At 67.2% G+C, this 15683-nt stretch carries 20 protein-coding genes; 13 read left to right on the top strand and 7 right to left on the bottom strand.

Annotated elements, in window-relative coordinates; genetic code table 11:
- The first annotated feature begins 70 nt into the window (after window positions 1-70).
- From EPL04_RS00485 to EPL04_RS00520, 8 genes are all read left to right on the top strand, one after another.
- Window positions 71-826 (top strand): lycopene cyclase domain-containing protein, encoded by a 756-nt coding sequence (locus EPL04_RS00485; protein ID WP_134668432.1) that lies wholly within the window; start codon window positions 71-73, stop codon window positions 824-826.
- A gap of 28 nt (window positions 827-854) precedes the next feature.
- Window positions 855-1553: a V-type ATP synthase subunit D gene (locus tag EPL04_RS00490; RefSeq protein ID WP_134668434.1), complete on the top strand. Its 699-nt coding sequence runs from the start codon at window positions 855-857 to the stop codon at window positions 1551-1553.
- 169 nt (window positions 1554-1722) lie between these two features.
- Window positions 1723-2118, top strand: coding sequence for a DUF6276 family protein (locus tag EPL04_RS00495; protein WP_134668435.1), 396 nt, complete (start codon window positions 1723-1725; stop codon window positions 2116-2118).
- Window positions 2119-2175: 57 nt separating this feature from the next.
- A complete protein-coding gene (locus EPL04_RS00500; protein ID WP_134668437.1) occupies window positions 2176-2430 on the top strand; it encodes a DUF6684 family protein in 255 nt (84 codons plus the stop codon).
- Between the two features lie 31 nt (window positions 2431-2461).
- Window positions 2462-2641, top strand: a complete 180-nt coding sequence (locus tag EPL04_RS00505) for a hypothetical protein (protein ID WP_134668439.1) — start codon at window positions 2462-2464, stop codon at window positions 2639-2641.
- A 204-nt stretch (window positions 2642-2845) separates the two neighbouring features.
- Window positions 2846-3316, top strand: coding sequence for a TRAM domain-containing protein (locus tag EPL04_RS00510; protein WP_134668441.1), 471 nt, complete (start codon window positions 2846-2848; stop codon window positions 3314-3316).
- Window positions 3317-3436: 120 nt separating this feature from the next.
- Window positions 3437-3919, top strand: coding sequence for a Tfx family DNA-binding protein (locus EPL04_RS00515; RefSeq protein WP_134668443.1), 483 nt, complete (start codon window positions 3437-3439; stop codon window positions 3917-3919).
- A 76-nt stretch (window positions 3920-3995) separates the two neighbouring features.
- Window positions 3996-4781, top strand: coding sequence for an SDR family oxidoreductase (locus EPL04_RS00520; RefSeq protein ID WP_134668445.1), 786 nt, complete (start codon window positions 3996-3998; stop codon window positions 4779-4781).
- 184 nt (window positions 4782-4965) lie between these two features.
- On the opposite strand, the gene EPL04_RS00525 is transcribed toward EPL04_RS00520, so the two are convergent.
- From EPL04_RS00525 to EPL04_RS00550, 6 genes are all read right to left on the bottom strand, one after another.
- The gene (locus EPL04_RS00525) at window positions 4966-6612 is read right to left on the bottom strand and encodes a methyl-accepting chemotaxis protein (RefSeq protein ID WP_134668447.1); all 1647 of its coding nucleotides are present in this window, start codon (window positions 6610-6612) and stop codon (window positions 4966-4968) included.
- Between the two features lies 1 nt (window position 6613).
- Window positions 6614-6889, bottom strand: a complete 276-nt coding sequence (locus EPL04_RS00530) for a hypothetical protein (RefSeq protein ID WP_134668449.1) — start codon at window positions 6887-6889, stop codon at window positions 6614-6616.
- A gap of 343 nt (window positions 6890-7232) precedes the next feature.
- Complete coding sequence (locus tag EPL04_RS00535) at window positions 7233-7502, bottom strand: hypothetical protein (protein ID WP_134668450.1); 270 nt, start codon at window positions 7500-7502, stop codon at window positions 7233-7235.
- 51 nt (window positions 7503-7553) lie between these two features.
- On the bottom strand, window positions 7554-9971 hold the full coding sequence (locus EPL04_RS00540) for a methyl-accepting chemotaxis protein (RefSeq protein WP_134668452.1): 2418 nt from the start codon (window positions 9969-9971) through the stop codon (window positions 7554-7556).
- 191 nt (window positions 9972-10162) lie between these two features.
- The gene (locus EPL04_RS00545; protein ID WP_134668996.1) at window positions 10163-11194 is read right to left on the bottom strand and encodes a mannose-1-phosphate guanylyltransferase; all 1032 of its coding nucleotides are present in this window, start codon (window positions 11192-11194) and stop codon (window positions 10163-10165) included.
- 23 nt (window positions 11195-11217) lie between these two features.
- On the bottom strand, window positions 11218-11496 hold the full coding sequence (locus EPL04_RS00550) for a DUF7091 family protein (protein ID WP_134668454.1): 279 nt from the start codon (window positions 11494-11496) through the stop codon (window positions 11218-11220).
- Between the two features lie 113 nt (window positions 11497-11609).
- On the opposite strand from EPL04_RS00550, the gene EPL04_RS00555 reads away from it, so the two are divergent.
- From EPL04_RS00555 to EPL04_RS00570, 4 genes are all read left to right on the top strand, one after another.
- Window positions 11610-12245, top strand: coding sequence for a LysE family translocator (locus tag EPL04_RS00555; protein ID WP_134668456.1), 636 nt, complete (start codon window positions 11610-11612; stop codon window positions 12243-12245).
- Window positions 12246-12380: 135 nt separating this feature from the next.
- On the top strand, window positions 12381-13316 hold the full coding sequence (locus EPL04_RS00560) for a replication factor A (RefSeq protein WP_134668457.1): 936 nt from the start codon (window positions 12381-12383) through the stop codon (window positions 13314-13316).
- The gene (locus EPL04_RS00565; protein ID WP_134668459.1) at window positions 13316-13951 is read left to right on the top strand and encodes an RPA family protein; all 636 of its coding nucleotides are present in this window, start codon (window positions 13316-13318) and stop codon (window positions 13949-13951) included. Before EPL04_RS00560 ends, EPL04_RS00565 begins: the two co-directional genes overlap by 1 nt.
- 323 nt (window positions 13952-14274) lie before the next feature.
- Complete coding sequence (locus EPL04_RS00570; RefSeq protein ID WP_134668461.1) at window positions 14275-14604, top strand: hypothetical protein; 330 nt, start codon at window positions 14275-14277, stop codon at window positions 14602-14604.
- Here the strand turns inward: EPL04_RS00570 and EPL04_RS00575 are convergent.
- Window positions 14601-15005 carry a universal stress protein gene (locus EPL04_RS00575; protein ID WP_134668463.1) on the bottom strand — a complete coding sequence of 135 codons (405 nt, stop codon included), beginning with the start codon at window positions 15003-15005 and terminating at the stop codon, window positions 14601-14603. The genes EPL04_RS00570 and EPL04_RS00575 overlap by 4 nt on opposite strands.
- Window positions 15006-15145: 140 nt before the next feature.
- On the opposite strand from EPL04_RS00575, the gene EPL04_RS00580 reads away from it, so the two are divergent.
- On the top strand, window positions 15146-15676 hold the full coding sequence (locus tag EPL04_RS00580; protein ID WP_134668465.1) for a DoxX family protein: 531 nt from the start codon (window positions 15146-15148) through the stop codon (window positions 15674-15676).
- Window positions 15677-15683 lie beyond the last annotated feature (7 nt).

Genomic DNA, 15683 nt, shown 5'->3' on the forward strand with positions numbered 1-15683 from the left:
TGAGGCCGGGGACCGCGCCCGACCCACTCGGGTTCGGAGGACCGACGGACCGATTCGCGCGTTCGATTCCATGAGCACGATCACCTACTTCCAGTTTCACGTCGCCTTGCTGGTCCCCGCGTTGCTCGTCCTGTCGGCGATCTCGTCGGTTCGACGGCGGGCCGGATCGAGCGACGTCCGTCCGTCGGGCGTGGTCGTCGTCTCGGTCGTCGCGCTGGCGTACACGATTCCGTGGGACAACTACCTCATCGAGGTCGGCGTCTGGCGGTACGGGACCGGCGCCGTCGCGGTTCGGATCTGGAACGCGCCGCTCGAAGAGTACCTCTTCATCCTGATCCAACCGATCCTCGTCGCCCTGTGGCTCCACTACCTGAAGCGGCCGCCGAAAGCCGGTTCGGAGTCGCTCTCGGTGACCCGCCGGGCGCGGATCGCGGGCGCCGCGGCGGGACTCGGGATCGGCGGCGTCGGCCTCGGGCTCCTCGCGCGCCCGGCGACGCTGTATCTCGGCGCCATTCTGGCGTGGGCCGGACCGGTGCTCGCGCTCCAGTGGGGCTTTGGTTGGCCGTACCTCTGGCGGCGGCGACGGACGCTCGCGATCGGCGTCGGCGCCCCGACTGCGTACCTCTGGGCCGCCGATTGGCTCGCGCTCCGATACGGCATCTGGGAGCTCGCGCCCGCGTACACTACCGGCTGGAATCTGGCGGGACTGCCGGTCGAGGAGGCGACGTTCTTCGCCGTCACGAACCTCTTCGTGGTGCAGGGCTTGCTGCTGTACGCGTGGGTGCTCGACGGTCGACGCCGACCGTCGCCGACTGAAAAAGGTTAACCCCTTCGAACAACAAACGTCCCTCAAGATGGCCAAGGACGTCAAACCCACTCGGAAGAACCTGATGCAGATCGAGGATCGCATCGAGCTCTCCGAGCGGGGTCACGACACGCTCGAAAAGAAGCGTGACGGTCTCATCATGGAGTTCATGGACATCCTCGATCAGGCCCAGGACGTGCGCGCCGACCTCGAGGACGACTACGAACTCGCCCAGCAGAAGATCAACATGGCCCGGGCCATGGAAGGCGACGTGGCGGTTCGAGGCGCCGCGGCCGCGCTGAAAGAACACCCCGAGATCACCACCGAGTCGAAAAACATCATGGGCGTCGTCGTGCCCCAGATCGAGTCGAGCAAGGTCCGGAAGGGCCTCGACGAGCGCGGATACGGCGTCTTAGGAACGAGCGCCCGGATCGACGAGGCCGCCGAGGCCTACGAGGAGCTCTTAGAGAGCATCATCCTCGCCGCGGAGGTCGAGACCGCGATGAAGAAGATGCTGACCGAGATCGAGACGACCAAGCGCCGCGTGAACGCCCTGGAGTTCAAGCTCTTGCCCGATCTCAACGACAACAAAGAGTACATCGAGCAGAAGCTCGAAGAGCAAGAGCGCGAGGAGATCTTCCGGCTCAAGAAGATCAAGGGCAAGAAAGAAGAAGAAGAGAAAGAAGAGCGCGCCGCCGCCGCGGCCGAAGCCGCCGAGGACGAGGAAGTCGTCACCGCCGACGACTAACGACCGTTTGCGAGGGCGGCGCGCTCGTGGGCCGCCCTCGCAAACGCTCGATCAAAAACCGTCGTCACCCCCTTCGGGGGTTCCTCGGTCCGCTCGCTTCGCTCGCTGATCTGCGGTATTGTGCCCCGCTTTCGACCACGCTTTTCACCTCGCTCGCCGACGCTCCGATATGACCTGTCCGAACTGCGGTATCGAGCGCCTCGCGTTCGCGGTCCCGACCGACCTCCGGGAGCATCTGCCCGACGACGCCGAGCGCGTGGCGATCTGTCCGCGGTGTCTCGACCTCGCCCCGGTCGAGGACGCCCCGGCAGACCTGCCGGACTTCGCGGGAATCAGCGACGCCGTCCCCGACGGCGAGGCGGGCGCGACGATGGCGCTCGCGATCGGGCTACTCGATTCGCTGGCGCTCTACCGGAGCGAGATCGGAGCCCTCCTAGAGCGGGTCGAGCGCGCGGGCACCGACCCCCTGCTCGTGGTCGACCGGCTCGCGGCCGACCCCGACGTCGAGCCCCGGTTCGACCTCGATCGGCGCCGGACCCAGATCGAACAACTGCTGTACGGCTGAGCCCCTCGTCACGCGAACGGGTCGGGGGACGGCCGTGGCGGTCGTGCGTCCCCGAGAGTGGCCGGCTCACGGTTCGACCCCGAGACGCTGGTCGGCTTCTCGGTCACATCCATCCCGACGGTCATCATCGCCGTCTTTCTCCTCGGATCGTTTCCGGCGGTCCCGTTCGCGGTCGCGATCAGCCTCGCGCTCCACGTCGTCCCGTTCGTCGCGCTCGGGATACTCACCTACTCGGGGCTCACTGTATCCGACCCCGCCGCTCGCCCGACCTCGGTCCCGTCAGGTAGTTTCACTTTCACTCCGGATGGCTGACGTTCATATCAGTTCAAGATAAGTTAGACGTATGACTCCAGAGCTGATCCGCGGCGACCGCGCGACCGACCGATCGGACCGGACGATGCTCGACGTCTCGGACGTCGAGACCGCGCGCGTCGAGGAGTACGTCACCGAGTGGTTCCCCGACGTCGGCGACGTCTACCTCGAACGCAAGGGCGGCACGACGCTACTGATCGCCGGCGAGTAGGCCCGCGGTCCGATCGCGGCGCGGTCGCGGCCGCGGTGCAGTCGCGGTGCGGTAGCAGTACGCCATCGAGCAGTTGTCCCGCGAGCGACCGGAGGGAGCGAGCGGCCTTTTCATCAACGTTTTGCAAGGGCGCGCCTCTCGGGGCGCGCCCGCAGCAAAAGGTTGTACGTAAACGTTTAGGCCACCGGGCGACTACCCACGACCATGCCGGACTGTCCACTCGCCGACGACTGCCCGAGCTTTCAGGAGCGGATCGAGGGTATGGGGTGTCAACACTACGGCGACCGGGGCGGTGCCGAGTGGTGCCAACACTACAGCCAGCCCATCTCCGAACTCAAGACCGCGCCGGTCCAGCCGGGCGAGGAGGTGGTCGTCGATGTCGAGGACATCCACGAGAGCGGCGCCGGCGTCGGCCGGACCGAGGACGGCTTCATCGTGATGGTCGACGGCATTCTGCCCGACGCCCGCGCGAAGGTCGAGATCACGAACGTCCACGGCAGTCACGCGAAGGCCGACCCCGTCGAGCGCCTGCCGATGGACGAGGAGGCCGACGCCGACGAGGCCGACGCCGACGAGGTCGACGACGCGGCCGACGACGCCGAGACCGAGACCGACGACGAAGACGGACCGTCCCGTCCCCAACTCGGGAGCCGCGACAACTTCTGGGGCAGCTGATCCCGCTCTCGCGGGGCGCCTCGGGGTGGACAGTCCCAACGACGGCTCGCGCCGCGGGTTTTTTCGCACGGAGTGCATACACGCTACTATGAGCCGACGACGCCTCTCGGAGGGTCCCCCGTGAACGACGTTCCGGATCCCGAAGAGTTGCTCGACCGGGCCGGCTTCGACGCCGAGACGAACGTGCTGACTCAGCGTCAGGCCGTCGTGCTGGCGTTGCGCGAACACGACGTCGCGCAGGCGACCATCGCCGACCGGCTCGGCACCTCGCGCGCGAACGTCTCGAGCATCGAAGCCAGCGCCCGCGAGAACGTCCGGAAAGCGGGCGAGACCGTCGCGTTCGCCGAAGCCCTGCGCGCGCCGGTCCGAGTCGTCGTCGAGGCCGGCACCGACCTCTACGACGTGCCTTCGCGGGTGTACGACGCCTGCGACGAGGCCGGGGTGAAGGTCGACCACGCCGCCCCCGAACTCATGAAACGCGTGAGCGACGAGGCCGGCGACGCGGTCGAGAACCGCCAGATTCTGGAGGATCTCCTGATCGGCGTGACGACCGACGGCACGGTGACCGTCCGGGAGTCGCGGGAAGCCGACCGCGCGGAGTGACCCGGGCCGGCCGGCGCGCGGTCGACCGACCGGGACGCCCCCGGGAGCTTTGGGGGTGGGTTCCGAACTGACTCGCATGGAGTTCGGATTAGCGGGCGATTCGGCACTGGTAACGGCGAGTTCGAGCGGTCTCGGTCGGGCGTCGGCGACGGCGCTGGCCGCCGAAGGCGCGGACGTCGCGATCTGTGCGCGCGGCGAGGAGCAACTCGCCGACGCGAAAGCGGAGCTCGAGGCGGCCGGCGACGGCGACGTGGTGGCGGTCCGGACCGACATCACCGATCCCGACGAGGTCGAGGCGCTGGTCGAGGCGACCGTCGAGGAGTTCGGCGGGCTCGACCACGTCGTCACCTCCGCGGGGGGCCCGCCGTCGGGACGGTTCCTCGACACCACCGAGCGCGACTGGTACGAGGCGTTCGACCTGCTGGTGATGAGCGTGGTCCGACTCACGAAGGCCGCCCATCCGCACCTCGTCGAGTCGGACGCGGGCACGATCGTCAACGTCACCTCGACCAGCGTCCGGGAGGCCATCGACGGCCTCGTGCTCTCGAACGCGGTCCGGCGCGCGGTCATCGGCCTGATGAAGACCCAAGCCCGCGAGTGGGCGCCCGAGGTGCGCGCCAACGCGGTGCTCCCGGGCGCTCACGAGACCCCCCGAATCGCCGAACTCGTCGAGGCGGGGGTCGAGCGCGGCGAGTACGACAGCTACGAGGAGGGGCTCGCCGACTGGGCGGCCGACATCCCGCTGGATCGGGTGGGCGACCCCGACGAACTCGGCGATGCGGTCGCGTTCCTCTGTAGCGAGCGGGCGAGCTTCGTCAACGGCGCGTCGCTCCCGGTCGACGGCGGGACCCTCCGTAGCTGACCCGGGCGGAGACGAGTGCGGACGCGTCGACGACGGTCCGCTACTCCGAGCGCTCTTGGCGTCAGAATCGCGATATCCTCCGTCTGGATGATGAACCAACCCCCGAGAGTTAACGCCCGCCGAAGCCGCGGATCAATCCCGGACGCCGCGAGCCAAAGGGTGCCGTATCGGCGGCTCGTCCTGTTTATCGGTCCTCGGCCTCGGCCGACTCGACCCCATTTCCGTCAGTGGCCAGCGGGCGATCGTCGCCGGTCTCAGTGGCCGACTCGGCGGCCGATTCGTCTGATGGGACGGTGGGATCACCGGTCGCCACTGTGAACTCCCCGAGGAGCGTGTCGAGTTCACGCGATTTCTCAGAGAGCGTCTCGACTTCGCCGGTGACCTGACTCAGCGAGGCGGTCTGCTCCTCTGCGGCCGCGGACACGTTCTGTGCCTCGGCGGAGGTTTGTTCGCTGATACTGGCGACTTCACTCGTCATCGAGACGACTTCCTCGGTCGTGGTCGCCTGATCTTCGGTGGCCTCGTGGATCTCTTGGATGCCATCGTTGGCCTTCTCGACGTCTTCGACGACTTCTTCGAGCGTTCCGAGGCCCTCGTCGATAGTTTCCATCCCCGCGTCCACCCGGTCGCGCATCTCTTGCATGTCCTCGACCGTATCGGAAGTCGACTCTTGTACTCGGTCTATCAGGTCACCGATCTCTTGGGTGGCGTCGCGGGTGTCCTCGGCGAGGTCTTTCACCTCGCTGGCGACGACCGCGAACCCCTCACCGGCTTCGCCCGCCCGTGCGGCCTCGATCGAGGCGTTGAGTGCCAGCACGTTGGTCTGCTCGGCGATGTCGTCGATCATGTCCACGATCTCACCGATCTGATTCATCTCGTCGCTCAACTGCTCGACGGTCTCGACGGTCTCGACCGTGGTCTCCTCGATGCGGTCCATTTCGTCCATCGCCTCGTCGGAGAGTTCCCGACCGGTCGCTCCCTTCTCGGCGGCCTGTTCGGAGAGGGAAGCGACCTGATTCGCTGAGGCCGCGACCTCCTCGATGGTCGCCGAGAGGGTACTCATCTCGTTGGTAACCTCGTCGACGTGTTCTGACTGCTCGACCGCTCCCGCAGAGATGTCCGCGGTGGATTCGGCGACCTCCTGACTCGCGTTTTCGACCTCCTCGGCTCCGGCGCTCGCCTCCTCGCTGGCGTTGGCTACCTCGACCGAGAACGCCTTGATGCGGCCGATAGTCTGCTCGAGGTCCTCCATCATCTCGTTGAACTGTTCGGCGATGTGTTCCATCGCCTCGCTCTGGCTCTCGGCGTCCATCCGTTGTGTCAGGTCGCCGTCTGCGGCCTTCTCCATGACGCCGCCGAACTCCGCGGCCTTCCGTTCGAGCGCGTCCGTGAACGATTCCAGTTTCTCTTCGCGCTCCTTGGCGTTCTGGCGGGCCTCTTCGGCCTGTTGTTTGGCCTGTCTGGCGGCCTCGCGCTGTTTCTCGGCCTGCTGTTTGGCCTCCTCGGCCTCCCGGCGCTCCCGTTCGGCCTCCGCGACGACGTCTTTCATGTCTTCGACGACCGCGAGCGTCGCGGTCCCGCCGATGGCGAACACGGCGACCGTCGCCGTCATTAGCGGGGCGGTCGCCAAGTTGAACACTTCTGTGTAGATGCCCGCCTTCTCTAACATCAAGCTGACCGTCCACGTAGTACCCAACGCCGAGGCGAAGACGAACGTCATCCAGAACGCCGACTCGGTCTCGCTGTCGCGGTAGTTCAACAATCCGATGACTACCGCCCCGGCGAATCCGAGCGCACCGACCGCGTCGAAGACCGGATTGAGTCCGACCATCTCACGATCCCTCCGTTTCGATGACTTCGTTCCGGCGCAGGTACGCGGCCCAGAGGAACGCGATCCCGGCGGCCCCGACGCCGACGCCGTGTTCGACGAGGTCCAAGACCGTCCCGAGGACGATTGCCTCCAGATTCGTCGCGACCATCCCCACGACCAGGAGGAGGTAGCCCACCGTGAACCACTTCGACTCGTCTCTGTACTGGAGGACGACCGGCACCAGACCGATCACGCTGACGATCAGTCCGACCACTTCGAGCGGTTGTAATTCAGACATAGGTCGATTGGCAGTCGTCGGTCTCGGTCGTAGCGGCGCCGTTCTGTGGTGCCCGTGTGCCAGCGTCGATAGGAGCGTTCGAGTGATAGCTTCGCATAACTGTGTTTGTCGCTATATTTTGAAGTCGCCTCGCTGTTCGATTCCCCAACTTCATGTAAAGAACTTCGACACACCACTTATAAAATCGAGGGTGAAATTATCAATAGTAAGATGGCACTCTTGCTCATGTTATTTTAAAGCACGAAATAGTTACCTAACTTTATTTTACATTCCAGATATACTTATCAGTCCCCGACTTCGATGGATCACACACCCCGCCGACGGCAGGTCTGATGGATCCGCCTCAGCTTTCTATCTTTTCGACGATCTTCTGGGCCTGCTCGCGGGCCTTCCGCTCGCCGACGTGCTTCTCGATCAGGACGCTCTGGACCTTCCAGTCGTCGCCGCCCGTCTCCTCGCCCGTCCGGACCTCCGCCCCCGCCGAGACGTCTTGGGCCGCGTTCGTCGCCCAGTCGGGCGTCCGGATCGTCTTGAACCCCTCGGGATCGCGAAACCGGACGTGGATGTACTCGTCTTCGGTTTCGACAGCCTGAACCTCGGGTGACTCGGCCATACGCGCGGCTTCGGCGGCCACCCTCAAAGTCCGACTGGCCGGGTCGCCGGATCACCTCGCGCCGTCGCCGTCGGTGGCGACCGGCCGGCCGTCCTCGGTCGGGTGCGTCGGATCTCGCCCGTCGGTCGCCACGTCGAACTTATCCAGTAGCGAGTCGAGCTCCAGGGACTTCTCCGAAAGCGTCCGGACTTCGGCGGTCACCTGACTCAGCGACGAGGACTGCTGTTCGGCCGCCGCCGAGACGTTCTCGGCCTCCGTGGAGGTCTCCTCGCTGATCGAAGCGACCTCGCTCGCCATCGCGACGACTTCCTCGGCCGAGGTCGCCTGATCCTCGGTCGCGTCCCTGATCTCCTGGACGCCGTCGTTGGCGTCCTCGACCGCTCGGACCACCTCGTCGAGCGTGCCCAGTCCTTCGTCGATGGTTTCCATCCCGGTTTCGACCCGATCTCGCATCTCCTGCATCTCCTCGACGGTCTCCCCGGTCGAGCGTTGGACTCGTTCGACGAGTTCGGTGATCTCCTGGGTGGCGTCGCGGGTGTCGGCGGCGAGGTCCTTGACCTCTTCGGCGACGACCGCGAAGCCCTCGCCGGCCTCGCCGGCGCGGGCGGCCTCGATCGAGGCGTTGAGCGCGAGCACGTTCGTCTGCTCGGCGATGTCGTCGATCAGTTCGACGATGTCGCCGATCTTGGCCACCTCCTCGTCGAGTCGTTCGACCGTGTCGACGGTCTCGGTCGTCGTCTCCTCTATCCGATCCATCTCCTCTATGGCCTCGTCGGACAGCTCTCGACCCGTCGCGCCTCGCTCGGCGGCCTCCGCCGAGAGGCTCGACACCTCGTCGGCGGAGGCGGCCACCTCCTCGATGGTCGCCGAGAGGGTACTCATCTCGCCGGTGACTTCGTCGATCCGCTCGGACTGCTCGACCGCGCCGCTCGATATCTCGCCGACGGATTCGGCGACCTCCTGACTCGCGCGCTCGACCTCCTCGCTCGCGGTGCTCGCCTCCTCGCTGGCGTCGGCGACCTCGTCGGAGAACTCCTGGATGCGACCGATGGTCCGCTCGAGATCGTCCATCATGGCGTTGAACGAGTCGGCGATGTCGCTCATGGCCTCGCTCTGGCTTTCTGCGTCCATCCGCCGAGTGAGGTCGCCCGCCGCCGCCTCCTCCATGACGTCGCGGAACTCCACGGCTTTCCGTTCGAGCGCGTCGTTGACCGCCTCGGCCTCCGCTTGGGCCTCCTGTGCCTCGGTGCGGGCTCGCTCGATGTCGGTGATGAGCGTTTCGAGGTCGCGGCTCATCTCCTCGAGCGACTCCCCGAACTCGCCGGGCACGTCCTCGTCTAACACCGGCGCGTCGAAGTTCTGGGCGGCGAGCGCGTTCGTCTGCTCGGCGGCGGTGTTCAGGAACGCCTTCATCGACGCGAACGCGTCGATCACCTCGCCGACCTCGTCGATGCGGTCGGTTTCGTCGATCTCCACGTCGAGGTCGCCGTCGGCGATCGCGCTGGCCTTCCCCGAGAGGTCGTCGAGCGAGACGGCGGTTCGACGACCGATCGTGAGTCCAACGACGACGAACCCGAGGGTGAAAACGCCTACGAGAGCCACGATGGCCTGCTCTATCTGGGATTTGAGGGCGTAGGCGCTCGACTGCGGGACGTGCATCAGGACGACCCAGTCGGTCCCCTCGACGGGGGCGAACGCCATGACGTGGTCCGAGTCGATGACGCCCTCCATCGGGCCCATGTCCATTACTCCGGACTCCCCGCCGAGCCCCTTTTTCATCGCCATCGAGTCTTTGCCCATGTACGTATCGAGGATCCGGCCTTCCCGCTGTGCGAACACGACGGTCCCCTCCGAGTCGACGACCTGCGTGAAGCTCCCCTCGTACGGTCGCTTGAACAGGTCCGCGACGTGCCCGGGGTCGACGGTGATCAGGACCGCCCTGTCGGGCGCGTTCGGAACCGGACTGACGAACGCGATGGTCGACTCGTTGTGGCTCCGATACGGACCGGACACGAACACGTCGTCGGCGCTCTGTAGGGCCGAGACGTTCGCCAGCCACGGAACGCCCCGCTCGGCGAGGTCGGCGCCCACCAGTTCGTCTTCGGTCCCGCTGATGACCCGTCCGGAACTCGTGTTGAGGTAGCTGATGCCGTGTACCTCGTCCGGTAGCGCTTCGAGTTCGGTCTCGAACGTCGACCGAATTCGGTCGGCGTCACCCGAACGGACCGCGACTCCCTCCGAGAGCAACCGCGTCGTTCGCTTTCGCTCGCTCTGCCACTCCTGTAGTTGATCGGCCGACAACTCGGTTATGGTCTTCGCCTCGTTGTGCTTCTCGTCGGTGAGCTGGGCCGACACCTCGCCCTGAATCCAGAATCCCACGCCCGCGACGACCGCGAGCGTGAGGAGCACCACCGCGGCGAACTTTCTGAGATAGCTCTTCCGTACGAAACTGAGCGTCTGTTCATCCATCCCCGTGAAAATTACTGATTACTGGCATGTCATAGAACCTTCGTCGCAGTTATCAATTCTGATAGCAGATCAGCCATGTTGAACGAAAATCGTAGACTCTCGATCGAGTCGGGACGGACCGAACGCGACAGGGACCGACGTCTCGCCCGAGCCTCGACACCACGGCACCGAACCCGGTTCGATCGCCCGTCTCAGAACCGCCCCCGTTCGCGAAGCGCGGCGACGACCTCGCGGACGCGCTGGGCGTCGTCTTTCGGGACGACCACCACTCGGTCGCCGGCGGCCGCGACCACCAGTCCCTCGACGCCGACCGCGCTGACGTGTGCGCCGTCGAGGCCCGCGACCACCGTCTCCTCGGCGTCGATCGTGAGCGCGTCGCCGAGGACCGCGTTGCCGTCGGCGTCGGTCTCGACGACGCGCTCGATCGCGTCCCACGACCCCACGTCGTCCCACTCGAAGTCGGCGGCCACGACGTAGGCGTCGTCGGTCCGCTCCATCACCGCGTAATCGACGCTGACGGGCTCGACCGCCCGGAACCCTCGCTCGGGATCGCCGTCGTCGAGGGCCTCGACCAGCGGCGCGAGCGGCGAGTCGCGGGCCGCCCGGAGCAAGGCCTCGGGCGTCCACGCGAACAGCCCGGCGTTCCAGTAACAGCCCGCGGCCACGAGTCGCTCTGCGGTCTCGGCGTCGGGCTTCTCGCGGAACCGAGCGATCTCGGCGTACTCGCCCCTCGACTCGCCCGGCTCGATGTAGCCGTAGCCGGTCGCTGGCCGCGTCGGTTCGACGCCGAACGCGACCAACCCCTCCGTTTCGACTGCGGCGCGGGCCGCGGTCCGGGCCGCGCCGGCGAAGCCGTCGCCGACGACGTGGTCGCTCGGGACACAGAGCACCACGCAGTCGCCGTCCCGATCGGCGGTCGTCTCGCCCTGCTCGCCCGTCTCCGGGGCGGGCCCGTTGCGTTGCTCTCGGACCCGGTGGGCGGCGTACGCCAGCGCGGGGCCGGTGTCTTTGGCGTCGGGCTCGACGATGACCCCCGCCCCGGGAACCGCCTCGCGGACGCGGTCTGCGTGCTCGGCGGTCGTCGAGACGTACACCTCGTCGGCGAACCCGACGCGCTCGACGGTCCGAGCGAGCAGCGACTCCGACCCGCCGAGCGCGAGGAACTGCTTCGGCCGATCCGCCCTGCTCGCCGGATAGAGCCGGGTCCCGGTGCCGCCGGCCATCACCACCGCGACGATCGGGCGGGCTACCACGTCTCGACCCGTCCGTCGCGAACGTCCTCGACACACCCCTCGCAGTCGGGGTGGTCGGCGTCGAAGCAGGCGGGGCGGGCCGCCGCGTCGAGCGAGACGGCCCGACGCTCGGCGTACCGCCGACAGACGATCTTCGCGCGGCCCTCCTCGTCTTGGGGGAGGTCCGCGAGCGCGGCCTGCCGGCCGTCGCGGTAGGCCCGTTTCGCGTCGGCGACCTGTCGCCCCGCGGACCTGAGCTTGGCGCGGAGGAAGCTTTCGAGGCGGTCGTCCATGTCGGTTCATGTAGGGCGTGGGCGTAGAAAGGTTTGTTCGTCGATCGGCTCGATCGAACGGATTGTGCCAACCCCACGATTTAGGGCGGCCCAGACCGACCCTCGAACCAGCGATGCTCCCGTCGATCGACTCGTACTTCGTGTTCGTCGGCGCGGCGGCGGCGCTGATTCTCACGCCCGGCCCCGACACCGTCTTCGTGCTCACGCAGGGCGTGAGCGCGGGCAAGCGCGGCGGCGTCGCCTCCGCGCTCGGGGTCAGCACCGGAATCCTCGTCCACACCGCGGCCGCCACGCTGGGACTGGCCGCCCTGCTCCGGACCTCGGCGCTGGCGTACGCCGCGGTCAAGTACGCCGGCGCGGTCTATCTCCTGTATCTCGGTGCGAAGACGCTCCGATCTGGCGGGGAGTTCGACGTGCCGACCGCGACCGACGCCTCGCGGGCCGACCCCGACCTCCGTCGGAGCTACCTCCGGGGCGTGACCGTCAACGTCCTGAACCCGAAGGTCGCGCTGTTCTTTCTGGCCTTCCTCCCGCAGTTCGTCGACGCCGGGGCCGGCGCGCCGACCGCGATGATCGCGCTCGGTGGGACCTACGCCGCCCTGACCGCGCTGTATCTCGGCGGGGTCGGGGTGGCGTCGGGCGGCATGCGGTCCGTTCTCCGGACCCGGCCTCGGTTCGCGGACGGCCTCCGATACCTCTCGGGGTCGGTGCTGGGGGCGCTCGGCGCCGCGCTGGCGCTGGACGCGTGACCCCTGCGGGACCGGCACAGAGGGCCAGAGCGCTTCAGTTTCACTTTCACTCCGGCCTCACCGAGCTTTTTATATCATGGCGCACTAACCGTTCGCACGTCTCCCGAAGAAAACGACGCGGAGACAGATACACCCATGAGCGATGTGCGCCAGCACGCCGAAGAGATACGCGAACAGTTCTCCGAGCACCTAGACGTCACCGTCGACGAGGTCGAACAGCGCCTCGACAACCTCGTCAACGAGTACCGAGTCCCCCTCGAGGAGGCTCGCCGGAGCGTCGTGAGCCACTACCTCGACGAGGCCGGCCTCGACCGCGACGAGATCCGGAGCGGCGGGGGCGGCTCCGAACAGGTCTCCGTCGAGGACGTCGACGAGGACGAGCAGTGGCTCAGCCTCACCGCGAAGGTCGTCGACCTCTGGGAGCCCCGGAGCGACGCCGTCGGGCAGGTCGGTCTGCTCGGCGACGAGACGGGCACGATCAAGTTCACCAAGTGGGCCGACTCGGACCTCCCCGAACTCGAGGAGGGCGCGGTCTACCACCTCGGCAACCTCGTCTCCGACGAGTACCAGGGTAACTACTCGGTGAAGCTCAACCGCACGACCACCGTCGCGGAGGCCGACGAGGACATCGAGGTCGGCGACGACACCGCCGAGGTCGAGGGCGCGCTCGTCGACATCCAGAGCGGGAGCGGCCTCATCAAGCGCTGTCCCGCCGAGGACTGCACCCGCGTCCTCCAGAACGGTCGGTGCTCCGAGCACGGCGAGGTCGAGGGCGAGTTCGACCTCCGGATCAAGGGCGTCCTCGACGACGGCCTCGAAGTCCACGAGGTCATCTTCGACAAGGAGGCGACCGAGGAGTTCACCGGTATCGGCCTGCAGGAGGCCCAGGACATGGCGATGGACGCGCTCGACACGACCGTCGTCGCCGAGGAGATGCGCGAGAAGACCCTCGGGCGGTACTACCGCGTGAGCGGTCCCACGATGGGCCGGTATCTCCTCGCCGACGAGGTAGAGACCCTCGCCGGGCCGACGGACGCCGAGGACGTTCTCATCAAAGCGAGGTCGATATAATGAGCGGAACCCCGACCAGAGAGGTCGCGCGCCGCGTCTTCGCCGACGAGTTCAACGACGCGACCCACACGTTCAAAGAGTCCGACGAGGAGCGCGCCCCGGTGTACGTCCTGTTGCCGACCGGCGAGCGAGCCAACCGCGTGTTCATCGTCGGCACCCTCACCGAGACAGAAGACGTCGGCGAGGACAGCGAGTACTGGCAGGGCCGCGTGGTCGACCCGAACGGCGACCCGTTTTTCGTCTACGCGGGCCAGTACCAGCCCGAGGCCGCGAGCATGCTCAGAGAACTGGAGCCGCCGGCGTACGTCGCCATCACGGGCAAGCCCCGGACGTACGAGACCGACGACGGGAACACCAACGTCTCCGTGCGACCCGAATCGATCACGCTGGTCGACGCCGCGACCCGCGACCGCTGGGTGGTCGAGACCGCCGAACAGACCCTCGACCGGATTCAGGCCTTCGACGACGAGACCAACGAGTACGCCCGAATGGTCGAAGACGAGTACGACCTGCCGCTCGACCGCTACCGCGAGACGGCCATCGCCGCGCTCGAAAGCCTCGAAGACCAGCAGTCCGACGCCGACGGGAACGACCCCGACGGCTCGGACGAAACCGAACTCGAGCCCCAGACGTAGCCGGGGCCCGATCCGCCGATTCGACAGCCGACCGGCTCTCTGGGGGTAGGGACGACGTCGCGGCCGGAGCATCGGTGACCGAACAGCCCAGCGGCCGCGCTCGAAAACGCGCCCGGGTGGTACCAGCACCCGAACGCTGGGCGTGTCAGCTACGAGTAGCCCAATGGCAACCCATACGTCACGATTACAAGAAGGTACCGAGACCGTCTCCGGGCCGCACCTCGGCCGCGGCCGTGACGGCGGGCCCGACCACCGCTACTGGCGGTGCGAGCGCTGCGGGCTCGAAAGCACGGATCCGGACCTCCGCGAGGGGTGTTTCCGGTGTGGAGACGACGAACTGCAACGAGTCTCGACGAGCGAGCACCGCGACCGGCCCGGCGTCTCGGACGCGAGCGCCCGCCGACGACGCGGGGGAGACGATGCCCGACGAGCGTGAGTCCCCGAGCGCGGGGTGGCGCGGCGTGTGCCGCGAGATGGCGGTCGACACCGGGATCGAGGCCGCGACCGCGCGGTGTCCGGACTGCGACCGACCGTGTCCGAACGTCGCGGGCGACGCCTACGACTGTGTGGCCCACGGACTGTTTCGCCCCGGCGAGGACCGGTCCGAAGACTCCGCCGACCCGAACGACCGGATTCGCGGGACGGCCGATTAGCCGCTGGCGGTTCCGGCCCCGCAGACGAGGACCGGGCGGTCGGTCTCCAGCAACACCTGCTGGGTGACGCTCCCGAACAGCGCCTTCCCGGCCGGCGTCCGGCCTCGGGGCGCGAGCGAGACCAGATCGGCGTCGAGGTCGGCGGCGGCCTCGAGGATCTCCTCGGCGGCGGGGCCGCTCGACTCGGCGTACTCGATCTCGATGCCGGCGTCCTCTAAGTGTTCGGCCGCCCGCCGGACGGCGGCGACCTGGTGGACCGACGCCCCTTCGGTGTTGTCGGTGAAGTCGTGAAAGAGGGTGACCGCCATCGCCGCGGGGTCCCGGGGCAGGTCCGCGATGGCCCGAGCCTGTTCGATCGCTCGCTCCTCGTCGTCGCCGATCGCCGCGAGCACGCGGTACATACCCGCGAATACGGCCGCTTCCGCCATAAGTGTGGAACTCGACCGTCGGTCGGCGGCCTCGACCGATTTTCACGAACTGAGATTCGGGTCCCCTATTAAACTGTTTTCCCGAACGAGTATCGCATGTGAGGTGACCGCCGATGTCCACTCGTACACTCGAAACCGAACTGCTCGGGCGGCGTACCGACTTCGAATACTCCGAGACGTGGGTCGGGTACGCCCTGCTCGCGCTCCGCCTCGTGATGGGATGGACGATGTTCTACGCCGGCATCACGAAGGTGCTCGACCCGTCGTGGTCCGCGGAGGGGTTCCTCCTCCACGCGATCCCGGAGGGCAACCCCTTCACCGGCCTCTGGACGACGCTCGCCAGCGACTGGCTGTGGCTCATCGACCCGCTGAACCAGTGGGGCCTGACCCTCGTCGGGCTGGCGTTGCTCGTCGGGGCGTTCGTCCGATGGAGCGCCTTCTGGGGCGCGGTCATGATGCTGTTCTACTGGGCGGCCAGCCTCCCGCTGGAGAACGGCATCGTCATCGACGACCACATCGTCTACGCGATGTTGCTGTTCGGGCTCGGCGCGTTCGGCGCGGGCCGAATCCTCGGGCTCGACGAGCTCGTCGAGGACGCTGGCATCGTGCAACGAAACCCGTGGCTCCGATACGTCCTCGGGTGACGACGGG

Source organism: Halorussus marinus (assembly GCF_004521895.1).
Taxonomy (GTDB): Archaea; Halobacteriota; Halobacteria; order Halobacteriales; family Haladaptataceae; genus Halorussus; species Halorussus marinus.